General features: G+C 66.0%; 20 protein-coding genes and 3 tRNA genes. 20 read left to right on the top strand and 3 right to left on the bottom strand.

Translation table 11 applies throughout. The features are described from left to right. Positions 1–15 precede the first annotated feature (15 nt). From AC1Q7H_RS32405 to nagZ, 13 genes are all read left to right on the top strand, one after another. Positions 16–645, top strand: coding sequence for a sigma-E factor negative regulatory protein (locus AC1Q7H_RS32405; protein WP_013957367.1), 630 nt, complete (start codon positions 16–18; stop codon positions 643–645). 8 nt (positions 646–653) lie between these two features. Further along, positions 654–1,733 (top strand): MucB/RseB C-terminal domain-containing protein, encoded by a 1,080-nt coding sequence (locus AC1Q7H_RS32400; protein WP_013957366.1) that lies wholly within the window; start codon positions 654–656, stop codon positions 1,731–1,733. 133 nt (positions 1,734–1,866) lie between these two features. Next, positions 1,867–3,351, top strand: coding sequence for a DegQ family serine endoprotease (locus AC1Q7H_RS32395; protein ID WP_211979960.1), 1,485 nt, complete (start codon positions 1,867–1,869; stop codon positions 3,349–3,351). 15 nt (positions 3,352–3,366) lie between these two features. Continuing rightward, on the top strand, positions 3,367–3,651 hold the full coding sequence (locus AC1Q7H_RS32390) for a glutaredoxin family protein (RefSeq protein ID WP_041228427.1): 285 nt from the start codon (positions 3,367–3,369) through the stop codon (positions 3,649–3,651). Between the two features lie 207 nt (positions 3,652–3,858). Next, positions 3,859–5,652, top strand: coding sequence for a translation elongation factor 4 (gene lepA / locus AC1Q7H_RS32385; RefSeq protein WP_013957363.1), 1,794 nt, complete (start codon positions 3,859–3,861; stop codon positions 5,650–5,652). 95 nt (positions 5,653–5,747) lie between these two features. Next, on the top strand, positions 5,748–6,647 hold the full coding sequence (gene lepB, locus AC1Q7H_RS32380) for a signal peptidase I (RefSeq protein ID WP_013957362.1): 900 nt from the start codon (positions 5,748–5,750) through the stop codon (positions 6,645–6,647). A gap of 50 nt (positions 6,648–6,697) precedes the next feature. After that, a complete protein-coding gene (locus tag AC1Q7H_RS32375; protein ID WP_013957361.1) occupies positions 6,698–7,090 on the top strand; it encodes a DUF4845 domain-containing protein in 393 nt (130 codons plus the stop codon). 1 nt (position 7,091) lies between these two features. After that, positions 7,092–7,862: a ribonuclease III gene (gene rnc / locus AC1Q7H_RS32370; RefSeq protein WP_010814690.1), complete on the top strand. Its 771-nt coding sequence runs from the start codon at positions 7,092–7,094 to the stop codon at positions 7,860–7,862. Beyond that, positions 7,859–8,797, top strand: coding sequence for a GTPase Era (gene era, locus AC1Q7H_RS32365; protein ID WP_211979959.1), 939 nt, complete (start codon positions 7,859–7,861; stop codon positions 8,795–8,797). The genes rnc and era overlap by 4 nt, the downstream gene beginning before the upstream one ends. Positions 8,798–8,816: 19 nt before the next feature. Further along, complete coding sequence (gene recO / locus AC1Q7H_RS32360) at positions 8,817–9,710, top strand: DNA repair protein RecO (protein ID WP_013957359.1); 894 nt, start codon at positions 8,817–8,819, stop codon at positions 9,708–9,710. 41 nt (positions 9,711–9,751) lie between these two features. Continuing rightward, positions 9,752–10,534 carry a pyridoxine 5'-phosphate synthase gene (gene pdxJ, locus AC1Q7H_RS32355; protein ID WP_153954743.1) on the top strand — a complete coding sequence of 261 codons (783 nt, stop codon included), beginning with the start codon at positions 9,752–9,754 and terminating at the stop codon, positions 10,532–10,534. Continuing rightward, positions 10,531–10,938, top strand: a complete 408-nt coding sequence (gene acpS / locus AC1Q7H_RS32350; RefSeq protein WP_013957357.1) for a holo-ACP synthase — start codon at positions 10,531–10,533, stop codon at positions 10,936–10,938. The genes pdxJ and acpS overlap by 4 nt, the downstream gene beginning before the upstream one ends. 29 nt (positions 10,939–10,967) lie before the next feature. Continuing rightward, complete coding sequence (nagZ, locus tag AC1Q7H_RS32345) at positions 10,968–12,017, top strand: beta-N-acetylhexosaminidase (RefSeq protein WP_153954744.1); 1,050 nt, start codon at positions 10,968–10,970, stop codon at positions 12,015–12,017. Positions 12,018–12,105: 88 nt separating this feature from the next. On the opposite strand, the gene efp is transcribed toward nagZ, so the two are convergent. After that, the gene (gene efp, locus AC1Q7H_RS32340; protein WP_010814696.1) at positions 12,106–12,666 is read right to left on the bottom strand and encodes an elongation factor P; all 561 of its coding nucleotides are present in this window, start codon (positions 12,664–12,666) and stop codon (positions 12,106–12,108) included. A 211-nt stretch (positions 12,667–12,877) separates the two neighbouring features. After that, on the bottom strand, positions 12,878–14,035 hold the full coding sequence (gene earP, locus AC1Q7H_RS32335; protein WP_492382143.1) for an elongation factor P maturation arginine rhamnosyltransferase EarP: 1,158 nt from the start codon (positions 14,033–14,035) through the stop codon (positions 12,878–12,880). Between the two features lie 110 nt (positions 14,036–14,145). On the opposite strand from earP, the gene uvrC reads away from it, so the two are divergent. The 6 genes from uvrC (at position 14,146) to AC1Q7H_RS32305 (ending at position 19,136) form a co-directional block, all read left to right on the top strand. After that, complete coding sequence (uvrC, locus tag AC1Q7H_RS32330; RefSeq protein ID WP_371827373.1) at positions 14,146–16,218, top strand: excinuclease ABC subunit UvrC; 2,073 nt, start codon at positions 14,146–14,148, stop codon at positions 16,216–16,218. Positions 16,219–16,331: 113 nt separating this feature from the next. Further along, positions 16,332–16,931, top strand: a complete 600-nt coding sequence (gene pgsA / locus AC1Q7H_RS32325) for a CDP-diacylglycerol--glycerol-3-phosphate 3-phosphatidyltransferase (protein WP_013957352.1) — start codon at positions 16,332–16,334, stop codon at positions 16,929–16,931. A 172-nt stretch (positions 16,932–17,103) separates the two neighbouring features. Continuing rightward, a tRNA-Gly gene (locus AC1Q7H_RS32320) sits at positions 17,104–17,179 on the top strand. Between the two features lie 61 nt (positions 17,180–17,240). Beyond that, positions 17,241–17,316: transfer RNA gene (locus AC1Q7H_RS32315), tRNA-Gly, on the top strand. A gap of 120 nt (positions 17,317–17,436) precedes the next feature. Next, a tRNA-Cys gene (locus tag AC1Q7H_RS32310) sits at positions 17,437–17,510 on the top strand. Positions 17,511–17,903: 393 nt separating this feature from the next. Beyond that, complete coding sequence (locus tag AC1Q7H_RS32305) at positions 17,904–19,136, top strand: cation:proton antiporter domain-containing protein (RefSeq protein WP_013957351.1); 1,233 nt, start codon at positions 17,904–17,906, stop codon at positions 19,134–19,136. Positions 19,137–19,154: 18 nt separating this feature from the next. On the opposite strand, the gene AC1Q7H_RS32300 is transcribed toward AC1Q7H_RS32305, so the two are convergent. Then, positions 19,155–20,084, bottom strand: a complete 930-nt coding sequence (locus tag AC1Q7H_RS32300; RefSeq protein ID WP_211979957.1) for a LysR family transcriptional regulator — start codon at positions 20,082–20,084, stop codon at positions 19,155–19,157. A 98-nt stretch (positions 20,085–20,182) separates the two neighbouring features. On the opposite strand from AC1Q7H_RS32300, the gene AC1Q7H_RS32295 reads away from it, so the two are divergent. After that, on the top strand, positions 20,183–21,277 hold the full coding sequence (locus tag AC1Q7H_RS32295) for a YeiH family protein (RefSeq protein WP_013957349.1): 1,095 nt from the start codon (positions 20,183–20,185) through the stop codon (positions 21,275–21,277). The last annotated feature ends 121 nt before the right edge of the window (positions 21,278–21,398 follow it).

Below are 21,398 nucleotides of genomic sequence, written 5' to 3'. Positions count from 1 at the left end.
GTCTTGGGGTGGGAAATGGGTCAGGCTCATAAGCAGTCGGTTCATGTAGTGGAAGCAGCGGAGCAGATCTCCGTACTGATGGATGGCGAACTGGCGCTGCACGAAGTCGATGCCGTGCTGGGTCTCGCGAAAAGCGATGCCGGCATGTCCGACTGGGCCACTTACCAGTTGATCGGCGACACGCTGCGTTCGGAAGACCTGACGCACGCGGGTTCCACCACTGCTTTCCTCTCTCGTTTCTCCGCGCGCCTGGAAGCCGAGCCGCACGTACTGGTGCCGGCAGTGGCGCAGGCCAGCGCCCGCCACCGCCTGCTGGTCAGGCCGTCGTGGGTGCGCCGCGTGATGCCGGGCACCGCGATCGCCGCCGCCGTGGCAGCGGTCAGCTGGGTGGTCGTGCCGCAGATGCGCGGCCCCGCCACGCTGGCCACCCCCGATGCCGTGGTGGCGCGCGCCGACCAGCCCGCAGCCAGCCCGGCCTCTGGTATCGTCACCGTGGCGGCGGAAAGTCCCCAGATGATCCGTGACCCGCGCCTGGACGAATACCTGCGTGCCCATCGCACGTCGGTGGCAACGGATGCGTTCGTGCCCACCATGCGCACGGTTGCCAACGGTGCAAACTTTACTCAGGAAAATACGCAGGAATAATGCCGGACATGCTTAAAGGAGGGTCGCCCGCCTATGTAGCGGGCGCGCAGAAAATCAGGGCCCTGCGTAGGTCCTTTTTTCTGGCCTTGTGTCTGAGCGCTGCCGCGGCCACCGCACAGCCTTCAGACAGTACGCTGAACCGACGCGACGCCACCGCCTGGCTCAACAAGATCCACAAAGCCGCACAGCGCGAAAACTATGTCGGCACGCTGATCTACCAGCGCGGCAGCGTCATGCACGCCTCGCGTATCCAGCATTACAGCGATCTCGTCCACAACGAGTACGAACGCCTGGAAACGCTCGATGGCAAGCCGCGCGAGGTGCTGCGGCAGAATGACGTGGTGCACAGCCTGATCCCCGAAGCCAAGCTGGTGGTGGTGGAGAAGCAGGAAGCCAAGGACCGCTTCCCGGCGCTGCTCGCCACCAACAAGAACGACGTGCTGGACCTGTACGACATGCGCAAGATGCCCGCCGAGCGGGTGGCAGGCATGGAGTGCGAGGTCTTTGCGCTGGAGCCGCACGATGCCGCACGCTATGCGGTGCACCTGTGGGCGGAGAAAAACTCCGGCCTGCTGATGCGCGCGCAGACCATTGGCGACGGCGGCAAGGTGCTGGAGCAGGTCGCGTTCTCGCAGGTGCAGATCGGGGTGCCGTCCGAAAAGCAGCGTATCCTCGGGGCGATCAAGAATTCCAGCAGCTGGAATCGCTATGAGGTGACCTACCAGCCGACCAATATCGCCGACGAGGGCTGGTCGATTGCGGTGCCGCTCAAGGGCTTCCAGAAGATCCGTGAAGTCCGCCGTCCGCTCGGCGAACTGCGCGCGCCCGCGCCGGGCAACGCGCACGGCCAGGTCTTCGAAGTGCTGCAGGTCGTCTACAGCGATGGGCTGACCGGCCTGTCGGTCTTCATTGAACCGGTTTCCGAGCAACGCGTGCGCCGCGAGGGCGTGGCCGCGCTCGGCGCGACCCAGGTCGTGGTGCGCCGGATTGCCGATTTCTGGATTACCGTGGTGGGCGAGGTGCCGGCGAGCACCGTCCGGCAGTTTGCGACCGCCGTGGAATACCGCCCGCCCAAGGCGGTACACTGAGCTTGACGCAGGTGCAGCCGACGCCGCCGGACTCTGTCCCGGCGCCGGCTCCATGAAACTTGCGCAGGGGTCCCCGCCACGGGATCACATCCAGACGGTTTTTCTTCTATTTGCTGAATCCCGGGAGTTGTCGATGATGTTCAGATCTCCAGCCCTGGCGCGGGCCGTGGTCATGGCTGCCATGATGCTGCTCGGCCCGACTGTTGCCGAAGTCAGCCATGCCCAGGCTGCCGCCTCCAACTACAACCTGCCCGATTTCACCGACCTGGTGGAAAAGGCGAGCCCGGCCGTGGTCAATATCCGCACTACGGAACTCGTGCGCCAGCGCGGTGCGCCCGGCGGCGATGACGAGATGGCGGAATTCTTTCGGCGCTTCTTCGGCGTGCCGATGCCCGGTGCCCCGGCGCCCGGCGCCCCCCGCCGCGGCCAACCGCCGCAGCAGGAAGAGCAGAGCCGCGGCGTGGGTTCGGGCTTCATCATCAGCCAGGACGGCTACGTGATGACCAACGCGCACGTGGTCGCCGATGCCGAAACCATCTATGTGACGCTGCCCGACAAGCGCGAATTCAAGGCCAAGCTGATCGGCTCGGACAAGCGCACCGACGTGGCGCTACTCAAGGTCGAGGCCAGCGGGCTGCCGCGCCTGCCGCTGGGCGATTCCAACAAGGTTCGCGCCGGCGAATGGGTGCTGGCTATCGGCTCGCCGTTCGGACTGGACAACAGCGTGACCGCCGGCATCGTCTCGGCCAAGGGCCGCGACACGGGCGACTACCTGCCGTTCATCCAGACCGACGTGGCGGTCAACCCCGGCAATTCCGGCGGCCCGCTGATCAACCTGCGCGGCGAGGTGATCGGCATCAACTCGCAGATATACAGCCGCAGCGGCGGCTACATGGGCATCTCGTTCGCGATCCCGATCGACGAGGCGATGCGCGTGTCCGAGCAGCTCAAGGCCTCCGGGCGCGTGACGCGCGGGCGCATCGCCGTGGCCATCGGCGACGTCACCAAGGAGGTGGCCGATTCGCTGGGCCTGGGCCGTGCGCGCGGCGCGCTGGTCGGCAGCGTCGAGCCGGGTGGTCCTGCCGAGAAGGCGGGCATCGAGGCCGGCGACATCATCCTCAAGTTCAACGGCCGCGATATCGAGCGGGCCTCGGACCTGCCGCGCATGGTGGGCGAGACCAAGCCGGGCACGCGCGTGCCGCTGCAGCTGTGGCGCAAGGGCGCGACCCGCGACGTCACGATCACCGTCACCGAGCTGGAGCCGGACGGCAAGGCCAAGGCCCGCAGCGGCGCAACGCCCAAGGACGACAGCGCGGCGCAGGCCGGCAAGCCCAACGCGCTGGGCCTGGTGGTCAATGACCTGCCCGAGGCGCGCCTGAAGGAGCTCAAGCTCAAGTCGGGTGTCGAGGTGGAAGTGGCCGACGGCCCGGCGCTGCGTGCCGGCATCCGTCCGGGCGACGTCATCCTGCGCCTGGGCGATACGGACGTGACCAACGCCCGCCAGTTCAACGAGCTGGTGCGTAGCCTGGACAAGAACCGGATTGCCGCGGTGTTCGTGCGGCGCGGCGACGCCACCCAGGTGCTGACGCTGCGTCCTGGCGCCACGTCCAGCCGCTGATCCGCCATGGCCGGTATGCCCGCGCTGACGCTGTACGGCCGGGCATACTGCCACCTTTGCGAAGACATGAAGGTCGCGCTGGAGCCGCTCCGGCGCGATTTTTCTTTCACCCTGCATGAGGTGGATGTCGATGCCGATGCGGGGCTGGAAGACCGCTTTGGCGAGCTGGTGCCGGTACTGATGCCAGGCACGCCGGCAGACTTGCAAGGCAGCGCCGTGGCGCTTTGCCACTATTTCCTCGACGAAGCGGCCGTAAGGGTGTGGCTTGCCGCACATGGTGGCGCGCACACCACCTGCTGATCCCCGCCGGTAACCGCCGCCCGCCGCGCCACGCCGCCATTTGACGACCCGGAAGTCATTGAAAATCCGGTAAAATTGCAGATTGGCGCAAAAATTGCACCCCCCGAACCTGCGGTACGCCCGCGCACGCCTTGCGGCGCGCGGCGCCGGGCCGCTCAACCGCTTGTTGCCGCGCGGGCTCTCACGCCGGCGCCCCCTGAACACTAGATGGACCATATCCGTAATTTCTCGATCATTGCCCATATCGACCATGGGAAGTCCACCCTGGCCGACCGGATCATTCAGCTTTGTGGAGGGCTGTCGGATCGGGAGATGGAAGCGCAGGTCCTCGATTCGATGGATATCGAAAAGGAGCGCGGCATCACCATCAAGGCGCAGACCGCTGCGCTCAGCTACAAGGCGCGCGACGGCCAGGTCTACAACCTGAACCTGATCGACACCCCGGGACACGTCGACTTCAGTTATGAAGTGAGCCGCTCGCTGTCCGCCTGCGAAGGCGCGCTGCTGGTGGTCGACGCCTCGCAGGGCGTTGAGGCGCAGACCGTGGCCAACTGCTACACCGCAATCGAGCTGGGCGTGGAAGTGGTGCCGGTGCTCAACAAGATCGACCTGCCGCAGGCCGATCCCGATAACGCGATCCAGGAGATCGAGGACGTGATCGGCATCGATGCGCAGGACGCCACGCCGTGCTCGGCCAAGACCGGGCAGGGCGTGCAGGACGTGATCGAGGCGCTGATCGCCAAGGTGCCGCCGCCCAAGGGCGACGCCGACGCGCCGCTGCAGGCGCTGATCATCGACTCGTGGTTCGACAACTACGTTGGCGTGGTGATGCTGGTGCGCGTGGTCAACGGCACCCTGCGTCCCAAAGACAAGGTACTGCTGATGGCCAACGGCTCACAGCACCTGGTCGAACAGGTGGGCGTGTTTACGCCGAAGTCGATCCCCCGCGATGCGCTGACGGCGGGCGAGGTCGGCTTCGTCATCGCCGGCATCAAGGAGCTGAAGGCGGCCAAGGTGGGCGACACCATCACCACCATGCAGCGCAAGGCCGAGGCGCCGCTGCCGGGATTCAAGGAAGTCAAGCCGCAGGTGTTCGCCGGCCTGTACCCGGTCGAGGCCAACCAGTACGAGGCGCTGCGCGAGTCGCTGGAAAAGCTGCGGCTCAACGATGCCTCGCTGATGTTCGAGCCGGAAGTGTCGCAGGCGCTGGGCTTCGGCTTCCGCTGCGGCTTCCTCGGCCTGCTGCACATGGAGATCGTGCAGGAGCGCCTGGAGCGTGAGTTCGACATGGACCTGATCACCACCGCGCCGACGGTGGTGTACCAGGTCGAGATGCGCGACGGCACCGTGATCACCGTGGAAAATCCGGCGAAGATGCCGGACCCGAGCAAGATCGAGGCGATCCTGGAGCCGATCGTCACCGTCAATCTGTATATGCCGCAGGAATATGTCGGCTCGGTGATTACGCTGTGCACGCAGAAGCGCGGTTCGCAAATCAACATGAGCTACCACGGCAAGCAGGTGCAGCTGACCTACGAGATCCCGATGGCGGAAATCGTGATGGACTTCTTCGATCGCCTGAAGTCGGTGTCGCGCGGCTATGCGTCGATGGATTACGAGTTCAAGGAATATCGCCCGTCGGACGTCGTCAAGGTCGACATCCTGATCAACAGCGACAAGGTCGATGCGCTGTCGGTGATCGTGCACCGTTCGAACTCGCAATACCGTGGCCGCGAGGTCGCGGCCAAGATGCGCGAGATCATTCCGCGCCAGATGTACGACGTGGCGATTCAGGCCGCCATCGGCGCGAATATCATTGCGCGCGAAAACGTCAAGGCGCTGCGCAAGAACGTGCTGGCCAAGTGCTACGGCGGGGACATCACGCGCAAGAAGAAGCTGCTGGAAAAGCAGAAGGCCGGCAAGAAGCGGATGAAGCAGGTCGGTACGGTCGAGATCCCGCAGGAGGCTTTCCTGGCCATCCTGCAGGTGGACGACAAGTAAGAAGGCGCAGCGAGCAGGGCAGTGCCACGCGCGGCGGCTTGCCGCCGTGGTGAAAGAACAGACTGTACCAGGATTTCAAAAAACCAGAAGCCGTCATGAATTTTGCACTGATCCTTTTTGTGCTGGTGGTGATTACGGGCGTCGCGTGGGTTGCGGACAAGCTCGTGTTCGAGCGGCAGCGCCGCTCTTCGGCGCGGCTGGCGCTGGCCGAGTTCGATTCGCGCCAGGCCGACCTGCAGGGCCGCTTCGGCGCGGCGGAAGCTGACGCCACGCGCAAGCGCCTGGCCGAGGAAAAGCTGCGCCAGCCGTGGTGGCTGGAGTATTCGGCCAGTTTCTTCCCGGTGATCCTGGCGGTGTTCGTGCTGCGCTCGTTCGTGGTCGAGCCGTTCAAGATCCCGTCCGGCTCGATGATCCCGACGCTGCTGATCGGCGACTTCATCCTGGTCAACAAGTACGAGTACGGCATCCGCCTGCCGGTGGTGAACAAGAAGGTCGTGGACATGGGCGAGCCGCAGCGCGGCGACGTGATGGTGTTCCGCTACCCGAAGGACCCGTCGCTCGACTACATCAAGCGCGTGATCGGCGTGCCGGGCGACGTGGTGCAGTATGCCAACAAGCGCCTGACCATCAACGGCAAGCCGGCCGAGTACACTGCGCTGCCGGATTTCCTGGACGAGGAGCGCCTGGCGTATTCCAAGCATTTCCGCGAAAAGCTGCCAGGCAGCGTCGATCATGGCATCCTGAACGACGCCGACCGCCCGTCGTTTATCGCGGGGGCGGACCCGGATTTCCCGTACCGGGAAAACTGCACTTACAATCAGCAGGGCGTGACCTGCAAGGTACCTGCGGGTCACTATTTCGTCATGGGTGACAACCGGGACAACAGCCTGGATTCCCGTTACTGGGGGTTCGTGCCGGACGAGAATATCGTCGGCAAGGCCTTTGTGATCTGGATGAACCTGGGCAATTTCGGACGCGTGGGAACGTTCAAATAAGAATCCCCGCGGCGCAAGAACACTCAACGCAAAACGAGGACAAGCGCATCATGGGTCAATTTGGGAAGGTGGGGGGCAGGAATCCGGTACGACGCCGGGCAGGCATGGGCGGGTTTTCCGTCTGGACGCTGCTGGTGATCGTGGTGTTCGTGATCGGGGTGGCCTTGCCGGCCCTGCGCGCGATCCCGAGTCTGGTGGAGTATTTTTCGGTCAAGCGCGCGGCCAGCTATGCCAAGCAGCGCGCCACCAACAAGCGCGAAGTGGTCGATTTTTTTGAGAAACAGGCAGTCATCGACCGGATTACCGCAGTCAAGGCCGAGGACCTCCTGATCCGGGAAGACGAGAACGGCACCATCCAGTCGGTCGATTTCTCGTACCGGACCGAGGTGCCCGTCTATGGACCCCTGAGCCTACTGATTACCTATTCAGGAACGCAGCACTGATATGAACCTTGACGCCTTGCAGCAACGACTCGGCTACCGATTCAGCAAGCCCGAATTGCTGCAACAGGCGCTGACGCACCGCAGCCACAGCGCCCAGCACAACGAACGCCTTGAATTCCTGGGCGATTCGGTGCTCAACTGCGCCGTGGCGGACATGCTCTATGGCATGTTCGGCAAGCTCGACGAGGGTGACCTGTCGCGCGTGCGGGCCAACCTGGTCAAGCAGCAGGCGCTGTACGAGATCGCCCAGATGCTGCAGTTGTCCGATACCCTGCGCCTGGGCGAGGGCGAACTCAAGAGCGGGGGCTTTCGCCGCCCGTCGATCCTGGCCGATGCGCTGGAAGCCATCGTCGGCGCGGTGTTCCTGGACGCCGGCTTCGATGCCGCCCGGGCGCTGATCCGCAAGCTCTATATCCCGATCCTGGAGCAGGTCGATCCGCGCACGCTCGGCAAGGACGCCAAGACCCTGCTGCAGGAATACCTGCAGGGCCATAAGATCGCCCTGCCGCAATATAACGTAATCGCCACACACGGGGCCGCGCACAGCCAGCAGTTTGAAGTCGAGTGCACGGTGCCTAAACTGGAAGTCCGGGTGTTCGGCACCGGCGCCTCGCGGCGCGCCGCCGAGCAGGCCGCCGCCAAGCTGGCGCTGGACGAAGTCCAGAAGCTGGTGCCGCAGTTGCTCAAGCGCAGCCGCGCCGAGCGCACCGGCAAGACCCGCAAGCAACCCGTGCCGCAAGACCCACAGCTGTCTCTCAGGTTGAAGGAATGACCGAATCTACCCATCCGCAGCAAGACGCGGCGGATACCCCGGCCGCGGCGTTCCGCTGCGGCACCGTGGCCATCGTCGGCCGCCCCAACGTGGGCAAGTCCACGCTGATGAACGCGCTGGTCGGCCAGAAGATCAGCATCACCTCGCGCAAGGCGCAGACCACGCGGCACCGCATCGTCGGCATCCAGACCACGGATGACGCGCAGTATGTGTTCGTCGACACGCCGGGCTTCCAGACCCGCCACGCCAGCGCGCTGAACCGTTCGCTGAACCGCGCGGTTACGTCCACGCTGTCGTCGGTGGACCTGGTCCTGTTCGTGGTCGAGGCCGGCTACTACGGCGCCGACGACGAAAAGGTGCTGTCGCTGTTGCCGAAGAGCACGCCGGTGCTGCTGATCGCCAACAAGCTGGACCGCGTCAACGGCGAGAACCGCTCGGAAGTGATGATGCCCTTCCTGGAAAAGATGGGGCAGCAGTTCCCGTTCCGCGAAGTGGTGCCGATGACGGCCAAGACCCACGACCATATCGCGCGCCTGTTCGCGATCATCCGGCCCTACCTGCCGGAAGGCGAGCCGATGTATGACGCCGACGCCATGACGGACCGCAGCGAGCGCTTCCTGGCCTCGGAGATCATCCGCGAGAAGGTGTTCCGCTGGACCGGCGACGAGCTGCCGTACACCAGCACGGTGATCATCGACAAGTTCGAGACCGAGGGCCGCCTGCGCCGCGTCTTTGCCACCATCCTGGTCGAGCGCGACGCGCACAAGGCCATGATCATCGGCAACAAGGGCGCCAAGCTCAAGCAGATCTCCACCGAGGCGCGCCTGGACATGGAAAAGCTGTTCGACGGCAAGGTCTACCTGGAAATGTGGATCAAGGTGAAGAGCGGCTGGGCCGACAACGAAGCTGGGCTGCGCGCGTACGGCTACGAGTGAGCATAACGGCGAGCGACCAGTGAGCAAGACGGCTGACATCGCGCGCGCGCCGGCGCCGGCGCCACGGTCCCGCCGCGCCGACCCCGTGGTCGACGAGGCCGCCGAACTGCTCGACAGCAAGGCGCTGCCGGGCATGGCCGACGCGGCCGCGCGCGCGATGATGGACCGCGCCATGCGCATCGTGCCGGCGCGGCCCGAGTCGCGCGTGGCCGAGCAGCCCGGCTTTGTGCTGCACGCCTGGCCGTATCGCGAGACCAGCCTGATCCTGGACCTGTTCACGCGCGACTACGGCCGCATCTCGATGGTGGCCAAGGGCGCAAAGCGCCCGCACTCCGCGCTACGCGCGGTGCTGCAGCATTTCCACCCGGTCTCGGTGTCATGGAGCGGCCGCGGCGAGGTCAAGACCCTGACCAAGGCCGAGTGGGTCGGCGGCATGCCGCCGCTGGACGGCGACGCGCTGCTGTCGGCGTTCTACCTGAACGAGCTGCTGATGCGCTTCTGCCCGCGCGAGGACGCGCATCCGGCCTTGTTCCGCCACTACCTGACGACGCTGACGCGGCTGGCGCACGGCGAGCAAGCCGGGCTGGTGCTGCGCAGCTTTGAACGCGTGCTGCTGCAGGAAACCGGCTTCGCGGTGGCCTTCGACCAGTGCCTGAGCACCGGCGAGCGGGTCCAGCCAGGCCTGGACTATGTCTACCAGCCAGAGCGCGGCGTGCGCCGCGCGCAGCCGAGCGACCCGTCGTCGTGGCCGGTGGTCACTGGCCAGACGCTGCTGGACATGGCGCAGGACGATTACAGCCGCGCGCAGACCGCCGCGCAAAGCCGCGCGCTGATGCGGTTCCTGCTGCATTATTATCTGCAAGGCGCGCCACTGAAGACGCGCCAGATACTGATCGACCTGCAGTATCTCTGACCGACTCAAGAACCCTCCGACTTACTCCTGCACCTGCTCGCATGATCTTCCACGCAAATCCGGGCGTCATCGACCTTGGCGTCAATATTGACCACGTCGCCACGCTGCGCAACGCGCGCGGCACCGTGTACCCCGATCCCATCCGCGCCGCGCTGCTGGCGGAACAGGCCGGCGCCGACCTGATCACGCTGCACCTGCGCGAAGACCGCCGCCATATCCGCGATGCCGACGTGCGCGCGCTGCGCCCGCAACTGGCCACGCGCATGAACCTGGAATGCGCGATCACGCAGGAGATGCTCGACATCGCCTGTGAAATCCGTCCGCAGGACGTGTGCCTGGTGCCGGAGCGCCGCGAGGAAGTGACCACCGAGGGCGGGCTGGATGTGGCCGGGCGTTTCGAGCAGGTCAAGGCGGCGTGCGCGCAGCTGGCCGGCGCCGGCATCCGCGTGTCGCTGTTCATCGATGCCGATGCCGACCAGATCGCCGCCGCGGCCGCGTGCGGCGCGCCGGTGATCGAGCTGCATACCGGCCGCTATGCCGATGCGCATACGCCCGATGAGCAGGCGCTCGAGTTCCGCCGCATCGCCGATGGCGTCGATGCCGGCCAGAAGCACGGCCTGGTGGTCAACGCCGGCCATGGCCTGCACTACACCAATGTGCAGCCGATTGCCGCGCTGCCCGGCATCAAGGAACTGAACATCGGCCACGCGATCGTGGCGCATGCGGTGTTCGCGGGCTGGGAGAACGCGGTGCGCGAGATGAAGGCCATCATGGTCGCCGCGCGCCTGGGCACGCGCTACCCTGCCGCGGGCGCCCCGGCGTGATCTACGGCGTCGGCACCGACATCATCCAGATCGCCCGCGTGCAGGGCGTGATGGAACGCACCAACGGCCGTTTCGCGGAGAAGGTGCTGGGCCCCGATGAGCTGGCCAAGTACCACGCCCGCAAGGCGCGTTCCGAAAAGCGCGGGCTGGCTTTCCTGTCCACGCGCTTCGCTGCCAAGGAGGCGTTCTCCAAGGCCATCGGCCTGGGCATGCGCTGGCCGATGACGTGGCGCGCGATGGAGCTGATGAACCTGCCGTCCGGCGAGCCCACGGCGGTGTGCCATGGCGAGCTGGCCGCATGGCTGGCGGAACGCGGGCTCACCGTGCGGGTCAGTGTCAGTGACGAGCACGACTTTGCCGTCGCCTTCGCCATTGCCGAGCGTGCGGGCGGGGCGGCTTCCTAACCTACAGCCTTGTGAATCCAACAACTTCCATGTCCAAGAAGAACTCCGGCAAGCGGCCGGGCCCGGTGGTCCTCGACGTCGTCGGCAAGCAGCTCGACGCGGAGGATGCGCGCCGCATCGCGCATCCGCTGACCGGCGGCGTGATCCTGTTCGCGCGCAATTTCGAGTCGCGCGCGCAACTGCTGGCGCTGACGCGCGCGATCCGAGCAGTGCGCGACGACGTGCTGATCTGCATCGACCATGAAGGCGGGCGCGTGCAGCGCTGCAAGACCGACGGCTTCACCCACCTGCCGGCGATGCACCGCCTGGGCGGGCTGTGGGAGCGCGACGTGCTGGCCGCGACCAAGGCCGCCGTGGCCTGCGGCTACGTGCTGGCCGCCGAGCTGCGCGCCTGTGACATCGACCTGAGCTTCACCCCGGTGCTGGACCTGGACTACGGCCGCAGCGCCGTGATCGGCGACCGCGCCTTCCACGCCGATCCGCGCGTGGTGTCGATGCTGGCCGGCCACCTGAACCACGGCCTGCTGCTGGCCGGCATGAGCAACTGCGGCAAGCACTTCCCCGGCCACGGCTATGTCGAGGCCGATTCGCACGTGGCGATCCCGGTCGACGAGCGCTCGCTGGACGAGATCCTGGAGCAGGATGCGCGCCCGTATGAATGGCTGGGCCTGTCGCTGTCTTCGGTGATGCCCGCGCACGTGATCTACCCCAAGGTCGACCCGAACCCGGCCGGCTTCTCGCGCTACTGGCTGCAGGATGTGCTGCGCGCCCAGCTGGGCTTCGAGGGCGTGATCTTCAGCGACGACCTCAGCATGGAAGGCGCCAGCGTCGCCGGCAATGTCACCGAGGCCGCGCGCGCCGCGCTGACCGCGGGCTGCGACATGGTGCTGATCTGCAACCATCCGGAGCGCGCCGACCAGTTGCTTAGCGAGCTGGACGTGGGCATCGACAAGACCTCGCAGCGCCGCATCCGCAAGCTGTTCGCGCGCAGGAAGCCACTGGACTGGAACAAGCTGCACCAGGAAGGCGAGTACCGCGCCGCGCTGCGCACGCTGAAAGAGCACGACCTGATCGCCTGAACGGGGCTGCGTGCAGAAACAAAAATGGCAGCCGAGGCTGCCATTTTTGTTGACCGGCCCCGCGCTGAAGCGGGGCGAAGCGAGCGCCTTAGTTGGCGCGGCTACGGTATTCGCCGGTGCGGGTGTCGATTTCGATCTTGTCGCCGATGTTGCAGAACAGCGGCACTTGCAGCTCGAAGCCGGTGTTGATCTTGGCGCCCTTGAGCACCTTGCCCGACGAGGTGTCGCCCTTGACGGCCGGCTCGGTGTAGACGATTTCGCGGACCAGCGTGGTCGGCATTTCAACCGAGATGGCCTTGTCGTTGTAGAACACCACTTCAACATTCATGCCGTCTTCGAGGTAGTTCAGCGAGTCGCCCATGCTGTCCTTCTCGACTTCGTACTGGTTGTAGTCGGCGTCCATGAACACGTACATCGGGTCAGCGAAGTACGAGTAGGTGCATTCGCGGCGCTCGAGCACCACGACTTCGAACTTGTCGTCGGCCTTGAACACCGACTCGCCCGGTGCGTCCGTCAGCAGGTTCTTGTACTTCATCTTGACCACAGCGGCGTTGCGGCCCGACTTGTTGTATTCGGCCTTCTGCACGACCATCGGATCGCCGCCGATCATGAACACGTTACCGACGCGGAGTTCCTGTGCGATTTTCATCTGAACTGTTTTCCTGAAATAGAAAGTAGGAATTTGGAATGGCGAAGGCGCGCTGCCGGCATCACCTGCGGTGAGCCTGTGAGCCCCAACGAGAGGCGTTCACGCGCTCGCGACCCCGTGCTCAGCTTGCATTCAGGTCTTCGCCCAGTGTCAGTCTGACGCCTGGGAAAGGCCCTGGTTCTCCGGCCCGGTCGCCATTTGAATCAACCGATCATTTTACCTGATTTTCGCAAAAGGCCACCAGGTTGGCGGCAAGATCGCCGGGATGCTGCATGCGCCGCTCCCAGCGCGGTGCGATTGCAGCAAGTGCCGGCAGGTGCGCACGCAGGCGCGGCCAGTCGAGGGGAACGCCAAAACCGTTCCAGGCGTGCCAGAACTCCGTCAGCGCGCTGGCCGCTTCCGGCGCCACGCCGCTCTGGCGAAACAGGTCGAGCCAGGCATCGAGCTTCGTCCGGTGCGCGGCATCGTCCTGCGGGTAGATATGCCACACCAGCGGCTGTGTCGCCCACTGCGCGCGCACGAAGGAATCCTCGCCGCGCACGAAGTTCAGGTCGCAGGCCCACAGCAGTTCGTCAAAGTGCTCCTGGCGTACGAAAGGGATCAGCTGCACGCACAGGCTGCCGCGTTGCACCGGATCGCCAATCCGCAGCGGGGTGCCCAGCCATTCGGCGACCTGGTCCGCGGCCAGGCCTGCGGGCACGAGGCAATGGACCGCCTCGGCGGCATCGCGCCATTGCTCCAGCAGCACGGGCAGGGCCGGGTTGCGGTAGGCAAACAGGCTCACGCGCAGCGCATCGGGCCGGGGTGTCACGCTCAGCCGGTGCCACAAGGCCGCCTGGGCGGCCGTGCCGCTGAGGAAGGCTGCGCGCTGCGCGCCCAGCATCGATTCCCGCAGCAGGCCGCCGGTGCCCGGCTCGAAGCCGGGGAAGAAGAAATGCTTCACCAGCGGCAGCCGCGGATGGGGCGAGGGCATCGCATGGTGCTCCCGTACCCACGGCTCGGCGCTCAGGTATTCCAGGTTGATCCAGGCGGGTTTGGGGTCACGCGCGGCCATGCGGGCCAGGAAGGCTTGCGGCACATCGCAGGCGAAGGCTTCGATGACGGCATCGTGTGGCTCGACCCCGGCGGTGTCATCCACGTCGCTATCGCCACCCGGCCGCCACGGACGAATCTCCACGCCCGCCAGGCGCTGCACGGTGGCGCCGGTATCGAGTTCCGGCGCCAGCCGCGCGAAGCTGGCCAGGTCATCGACCCACAGCCGCACCGCGTGCCCATGCTCTGCCAGCTGGCGGGCCAGCCGCCAGCAGACGCCGATGTCGCCGAAGTTGTCGATTACGGTGCAGAAGATGTCCCAGGAGCGGATAGGCATGACAGGTGAGGGGCGCGCGGGCGGGGCGCGCGCTGAATTGCTCTAAACTTGCGATTTTAGAGGCCATGCCGTTTTGATGCGCGCAGGCCGTGTAGCGGTCACCGTCCCCAATGTCCGACCAGCAACCCGATTCCCCGAAACCCGCCGACGAAGTTCCGGCCGAAATGCCGCCCGAAACGCCGGCCGCCCAGCCAGCCGAGGTGACTGCCGAGGCGTCTGTTGAAGCGCCGCCGGAGCCGTTCGATCCGCGCCCGGTCATTTCCCGCCTGCCCGGCCTGCCGGGCGTGTACCGCTATTTCGATGCTGCCGGCAATGTTCTGTACGTGGGCAAGGCGCGCGACCTGAAGAAGCGGGTATCGAGCTATTTCAACAAGACCCAGTTGTCGCCGCGCATTGCGATGATGGTGGCGCGCATTGCCCGCATCGATACCACGGTGGTGCGCACCGAGGCCGAGGCGCTGCTGCTCGAGAACAACCTGATCAAGGCGCTGGCGCCGCGCTACAACATCCTGTTCCGCGACGACAAGTCGTACCCGTTCCTGAAGCTGACCGGGCACCGCTTCCCACGCATGGCGTACTACCGCGGCGCCACCGACCGCAAGCACCAGTACTTCGGGCCGTTCCCGAGCGCCTATGCGGTGCGCGAGAGCATGCAGATCCTGCAGAAGGTGTTCCAGTTGCGCACCTGCGAGGACACCGTCTTCAACAACCGCACGCGGCCGTGCCTGCTGCACCAGATCCACCGCTGCACCGGGCCGTGCGTCAACGCCATCAGCGAAGAAGACTATGCGCGCGACGTCGCCAACGCGGCGCGCTTCCTGCAAGGCCGCCAGACCGAGGTGCTGGAGGGCCTGCAGGGCAAGATGGAACAGCACGCCGAGCGGCTGGAATTCGAGCAGGCCGCGGCCGTGCGCGACCAGATCGCGGCGCTGTCGACCGTGCTCAAGCGCCAGGCGGTGGAAGAAGTGGGCGGGCAGGCGCGCGATATCGACGTGCTGGCCGTGGCGGTGGAGGGCGGGCGTGCCTGCGTCAACCTGGCCATGGTGCGCGGCAGCCGCCATCTGGGCGACAAGGCCTACTTCCCGGCCCATGCCGACGAAGCGGCGATGATCGTCGAGGATGCCGATGAACGCGCCGAGGAGCGCGAGGATGGGGCGGACAGCGCCGCAGCCGCGCTGCCGCTGACCGTCGACCGCATCGCCACGCGGGTGCTGTCGGCCTTCATGGTGCAGCACTACCTGGAGCAGCCGGCGCCGCCCATCATCGTCGTCAGCCATGCGCCGGACGATGCCACGGTGCTCGAGGCGCTGACGCTGCACGCCGGGCGCAAGGTCACGCTGGTGCGCCAGCCGCAGGGCCAGCGCAAGGTCTGGCTGGAGATGGCGCAGCAGGGCGCGGCGCTGGCGCTGTCGCGCCGGCTGGCCGAGCAGGGCAGCCAGGAGGCGCGCACGCGCGCGCTGGCCGAAACCATCGGGCTGGATCTGGAAGACCTGGCGCTGCTGCGCGCGGAGTGCTTCGACATCAGCCATACCGCCGGCGAGGCCACCCAGGCGTCGTGCGTGGTGTACCACCACCACGACATGCAGAACAGCGAATACCGCCGCTACAACATTCAGGACATCATCCCGGGCGATGACTACGCGGCCATGCGCCAGGTGCTGACGCGGCGCTACCAGAAGCTGGTCGAGCAGATCCAGGAAGACGGCGGCATGGAGGCCGGCAGCGAAGCCGCGGCGCAGGTGCCGCAGATCGTGCTGATCGACGGCGGCAAGGGCCAGGTCGAGGTGGCGCGGCAGGTGTTCGAAGAGCTTGGGCTGGATATCGGGCTGCTGGTCGGCGTGGCCAAGGGCGAGGGCCGCAAGGTCGGCCTGGAGACGCTGGTGTTCGCCGATGGCCGTCCCTCGCTGGAGCTGGGGCAGGGCAGCGCCGCGCTGATGCTGGTGGCGCAGATCCGCGACGAGGCGCACCGCTTTGCCATCACCGGCATGCGCGCGCGCCGCGCCAAGACGCGCACCACCTCGCGCCTGGAAGAGATCGAGGGCATCGGCGCGCGCCGGCGCCAGAAGCTGCTGACCCGCTTTGGCGGGCTGCGCGGCGTGATGGCCGCCAGCATCGATGAGCTGGCCAGCGTCGAGGGCATTTCACGCGGCCTGGCCGAAGAGATCTACCGGCAGTTGCACTGAGCGCGCGGGGCCGCGGGGCGGTGCGGGGTGGGAAATTGGCCAATGATGGTCGATTGGTCCGGAAATCGGCGACAATCGCAAGATTGGTTACCGTCCCCCGCCGCCCGAGTTCCATGCCCTTCAATTTCCCGATCCTGCTGACCTGGCTTCGTGTCGCCATGATTCCACTGGTGGTAGGCGTGTTCTACCTGCCCGACGCGTGGCTGCCGATGCATGCCAAGAACCTGACGGCGGCGTCGTTTTTCATCATTGCCGCGGTCACGGACTGGCTGGACGGGTTCCTTGCGCGGCGCTGGAACCAGACCTCGTCGTTCGGCGCCTTCCTGGACCCGGTCGCCGACAAGCTGATGGTGACGGCGGCGCTGCTTTCGCTGCTGGCGCTGGGCCGGGTCACGGACCTGATCGCGCTGGTGATCATCGGGCGCGAGATCACCATTTCGGCGCTGCGTGAATGGATGGCGCAGATCGGCGCTTCCAAGAGCGTCGCGGTGAACTTCCTCGGCAAGCTCAAGACCACGGTGCAGATGGTGGCGATCCCGCTGCTGCTGTACAGCGACCGCCTGCTCGGCTTCGATGCTCACCTGCTCGGCACGTGGATGATCTACGTGGCGGCAGTGCTGACGCTGTGGTCGATGTTCTATTACATGAAGCTTGCCTGGCCGCAGATCCGCGAGCGCAGCGGGATGGTGGCGCGCGCCGGCGCGCAAAAGTGAAAAGAATTTTTGAAAAGGTGTTGACGACGAGAGCAGTTCTTTGCATAATCTCATTCTCGTTGCTGACGACGCAAACGAAAGCAGCGAGATAGGGTTGGTTTAACGCAAGATGTTGTGAGATAACAGCGTGTTGCAGCATAAAACACCTTAGTTGGATTTTGGTAGTGCCCCTGCGGGAGTAGCTCAGTTGGTAGAGCGCAACCTTGCCAAGGTTGAGGTCGCGAGTTCGAGACTCGTCTCCCGCTCCAGGTTAAAGAAGGTCCGGCAGCGTGCCTCGCACGATGCGGGGCTGGCAGTAAAAAGTTGTATGCGGGAGTAGCTCAGTTGGTAGAGCGCAACCTTGCCAAGGTTGAGGTCGCGAGTTCGAGACTCGTCTCCCGCTCCAATCCCCAAAGGGAAGCACCGCTTCCCTTTTTGTTTGGGTTGAATCGCCGCAAGACATTGCCGGAAGCTGGGCTCCGGCAGCATCGGCTGAATGCGGATACAATCCAGCAGCACGTCACCTGGCGGGGTGGCAGAGTGGTTATGCAGCGGCCTGCAAAGCCGTGTACGCCGGTTCGATTCCGACCTCCGCCTCCAGTTGCATGCAGAACGGCGCCTCGCGGCGCCGTTTTTGTTTTCCGGGCCAGTTCTCACCTCGCGTTCAGGCAAGCAGGCACCGGATCGTCCGCCATCTCCGCGCCTCGGGCACGTGGCGGGCATGTTACATTACTCCTGTCGTACGCTTTTCGGGGGGCTCCGCGTGATGGATAGCGGGGCCGCATGTCAATCGCCATCCCCGATCCGTGACGCGCCGCTGGCGTGTCCGGGGCCGCTGCGGCACTTCCCGTTCTTCCCCGTTCCGATGCTGCTGCCGATTGTTGCGGCGACTTTCCCGCGCTGACCGCTGGTGCGCGCCGGATGCGCTGTCGCGGTTGCCAGGGCAGGGAGCGGGTTAGCCGTTCAGCCCCTGACACGAGGAATCCCGCACGCATGCATCACGCCACCCCGCTTATCAGTACCATCGTCGGCGGTATCGTCCTGGCCTTTATCCTTGGCGCCATCGCCAGCCGGCTGCGCCTGCCGCCGCTGATCGGCTACCTGTGCGCGGGCATCGTGGTCGGACCGCATACGCCCGGCTATACCGCCGACCAGGCCCTGGCGCCGGAGTTGGCCGAGCTTGGCGTGATCCTGCTGATGTTCGGCGTGGGACTGCACTTTTCGATCAAGGACCTGATGGCGGTCAAGCGCATCGCCATTCCGGGGGCGGTGGTGCAGATTGGCATCGCCACGCTGATGGGCATGCTGGTGGCCTGGGGCTTCGGCTGGTCTTGGGGGCAGGGGCTGGTGTACGGGCTGGCGCTGTCGGTGGCCAGCACCGTGGTGCTGCTCAAGGCCCTGCAGGAGCGCGACCTGGTGGAGTCGCCGCAGGGCCGCATCGCGGTCGGCTGGCTGATCGTGGAAGACCTGGCGATGGTGCTGGCCCTGGTGCTGCTGCCGGCCATGGCAGGTCTGCTGGCGGGGGCCGGCGAAACATCGGGCGAGGCCGCGCCTGCTACCGGCGAGGTGGTGTTCGCGATCTTCGCGACGCTGGGCAAGGTGGCTGCCTTCGTCGCGGTGATGCTGGTGATCGGCCGGCGCTTTATCCCGTGGATGCTGGAGCGCATCGTCTGGACCGGCAACCGCGAGATGTTCCGCCTGGGCGTGCTGGCGACGGCGCTGGGCGTGGCCTACGGCGCCTATGCGCTCTTTGGCGTCTCGTTCGCGCTGGGCGCGTTCTTTGCCGGCATGGTGCTGGCGGAGTCCGAGTTCAGCCATCGTGCGGCCGAAGAGTCGCTGCCGCTGCGCGATGCCTTCGCCGTGCTTTTCTTCGTATCCGTGGGCATGCTGTTCGACCCGATGGTGCTGGTCAACGACCCGTGGGGCGTGCTGGCGACGGTGTTTATCATCGTGGTGGGCAAGTCGCTGGCGGCGCTGGCCATCGTGCGTGCCTTCGGGCATTCCGGGCAGACCGGCATGACCATTGCCGTGAGCCTGGCGCAGATCGGCGAGTTCTCGTTCATTCTCGCCAGCCTCGGCGTCTACCTGAAGATCCTGCCCGAGCGCGGCCAGGCGCTGATCCTGGCCGGGGCGCTGCTGTCGATCATGCTCAATCCGGTGCTGTTCCACCTGCTCGACCTGTACACGGCGCGGCGCAATCGCAGCGCGGATCCGCAGCCGGCCTGACCGGAGCCCGGGTGCGGCTCAGCCGCCGATCCTCGGCGCCATGGTGCGCAGGTATTCGGTAAAGGCCAGCAGCCCCTGGGTCGGGAACTTGTCCTGGTGCACCACCAGCTGCAGCGGCCGCACGATGCGTGGCAGGCCATCGCGGATCGCCACCAGCGTGCCGCGTTCCAGCTCATCGCGCACCACATGCAGCGACAGGCAGCTGACGCCGAAGCCGCTCATCACGGCGCGCTTGATGGCTTCGGCGTTGCCCAGTTCCAGCGCGAAGCGCAGTTCGCCCAGCAGCGGCATCAGCCGTTCCTCGATGACCTCGCGCGTGCCCGAGCCGGGCTCGCGTACGATCCACTCGGCATCGCGCAGCGCCACCAGGTCATGCGGCACGGCCGCAAGCGGATGCGAGGGGCCGACCACCACCACCATCTCGTCATCGCACCAGCGCACGCTGCGCAGGTCGCGCTCATGGCTGGCGCCTTCGACCAGGCCGATATCGGCGTCGAACTGCAGCAACGATTGCAGCACTTCGCGGGTATTGCCGATGCGCAGATCCAGCGTGCACGGTCCGCTGCGCGAATGGCGAAAGCCCGCCAGCAGCGGCGGCAGGATGTAGCTGCCAATGGTATTGCTGGCCGCGATGCGCAACTGCACGCCGGTCTGGGTGGCAAAGCGCTCCAATTCCTGGGCCTGGTCCAGCAGCGACAGCGCGCGCGGGAAAAACTGGCGGCCGGTCTCGTTGATGCTGAGCCGGCGGGCCACGCGGTCAAACAGCGGGCTGTCGAGCGCGCGCTCCAGCTCGGCCAGCGAGGCGCTGACAGCCGACTGCGACATCGCAAGTGCCTGCGCCGCCGCCATGGTGCTGCCATGCTGGGCCACGGCGACGAAGACGGACAGCTGGCGCAGCGTCAGGCGCAGGGGGCGGTGTTCAGGCCGGGGGTCGGGGCGGTGGTTCATATCGATATAATCAATAACACATAACGATATTACCCGTTTTACGGGTTAGCTGGGCGCCAGTACGCTTGAGTCACTAAAGAACACGACCCGAGCCTGCCATGTCCTCCGTCTCCGCCCCCCGCACCACCCCGGCCGCCGCGCCGGCCTTGCCGCCGCCGTGGTCGCAGCGCCTGCTGACGCTGGTCCCGCTGGGCGGCATTGCCTGGCTGGCGATTGCGCTGGCCGAGCATCCGGCCGTGGCGCGCTATGGTCTCAGCGCGCTGACGCTGGCCATGTGTGCCGGCATGGTTGCGGCCAATACGCTGCCGCGCCACTGGCTGGCACCGCTGGCGCCCGGAATGCAGGTCGCACGCCACTACCTGCTGCGCCTGGGTGTGGCGCTGTACGGACTGCGCCTGACCTTTGCCTCGATCGTCGCGCTCGGCCTGCCGGGCATCGTGGTGCCGCTGACCATGCTGGTGGCCACGCTACTGTTCGGCACCTGGGTGGGTACGAGGTTCTTCGGCCTGAGCCGCCGCGAAGCGATCCTGGTCAGCTCCGGCAGCGCCATCTGCGGTGCCGCCGCGGCCATCGCCGTATCGTCGGTGGTGCGCACCGACGACAAGCAGACCGCCGTGGCGGTGGCGACGGTGGTGCTGTTCGGCACCGTCGGCATGCTGCTTTATCCCTATCTGTACGAACTGGCGACCGGCCACTGGCACTGGGCCGTCAGCGAGCGCATGTTCGGTATTTTCACCGGCGCGACGCTGCACGAGGTGGCCCAGGTGATCGCCGCCGGCAAGATGATCAGCGAGCCGACCGCCGACGCTGCCGTGGTGGCCAAGATGGTGCGCGTGCTGGCGTTGGGTCCGCTGCTGCTGGTGATGGCGCTGTGGCCGCAGGGCGGTGCGCAAGCGGAGCAAGGCACTGCCGGCGGCAGCCGCCTGCGTGGCATCCTGAAGTCGGTGCCGTGGTTCGCGGTGGGGTTTGTCGCAGTGATGGCGGTCAACTCGGCCGGCACCGTGCCCACCGCCTGGAAGGCGCCGCTGATCGCGCTGGACAACTGGCTGCTGGCCTGCGCGATGCTGGCGATCGGCCTGCACACCCGCATCGGCGACCTGGTGCGCGCCGGACGCAAGCCGCTGGCGCTGGCCGGTGTGCTGTTCGTGTTCCTGATGGGAGTGGGTGCGCTGATGTGCTACGCGATGTCCTGACGCGCGCGCGGACCTGAAGGCATCAGAAGAGGGGGCGATGGCCCTAATGCCGTTCAGTTAAGTCTGAACGGCATTTTTCTTTGCAGGGGTTGTAAACAAGGTGTCGAGCTGTTAACTTGCC

The organism is Cupriavidus sp. GW823-FHT06D04 (genome assembly GCF_058795055.1).
Note: the sequence above shows the minus strand (reverse complement) of the source record. Positions and strands in the feature narration are given on the sequence as shown.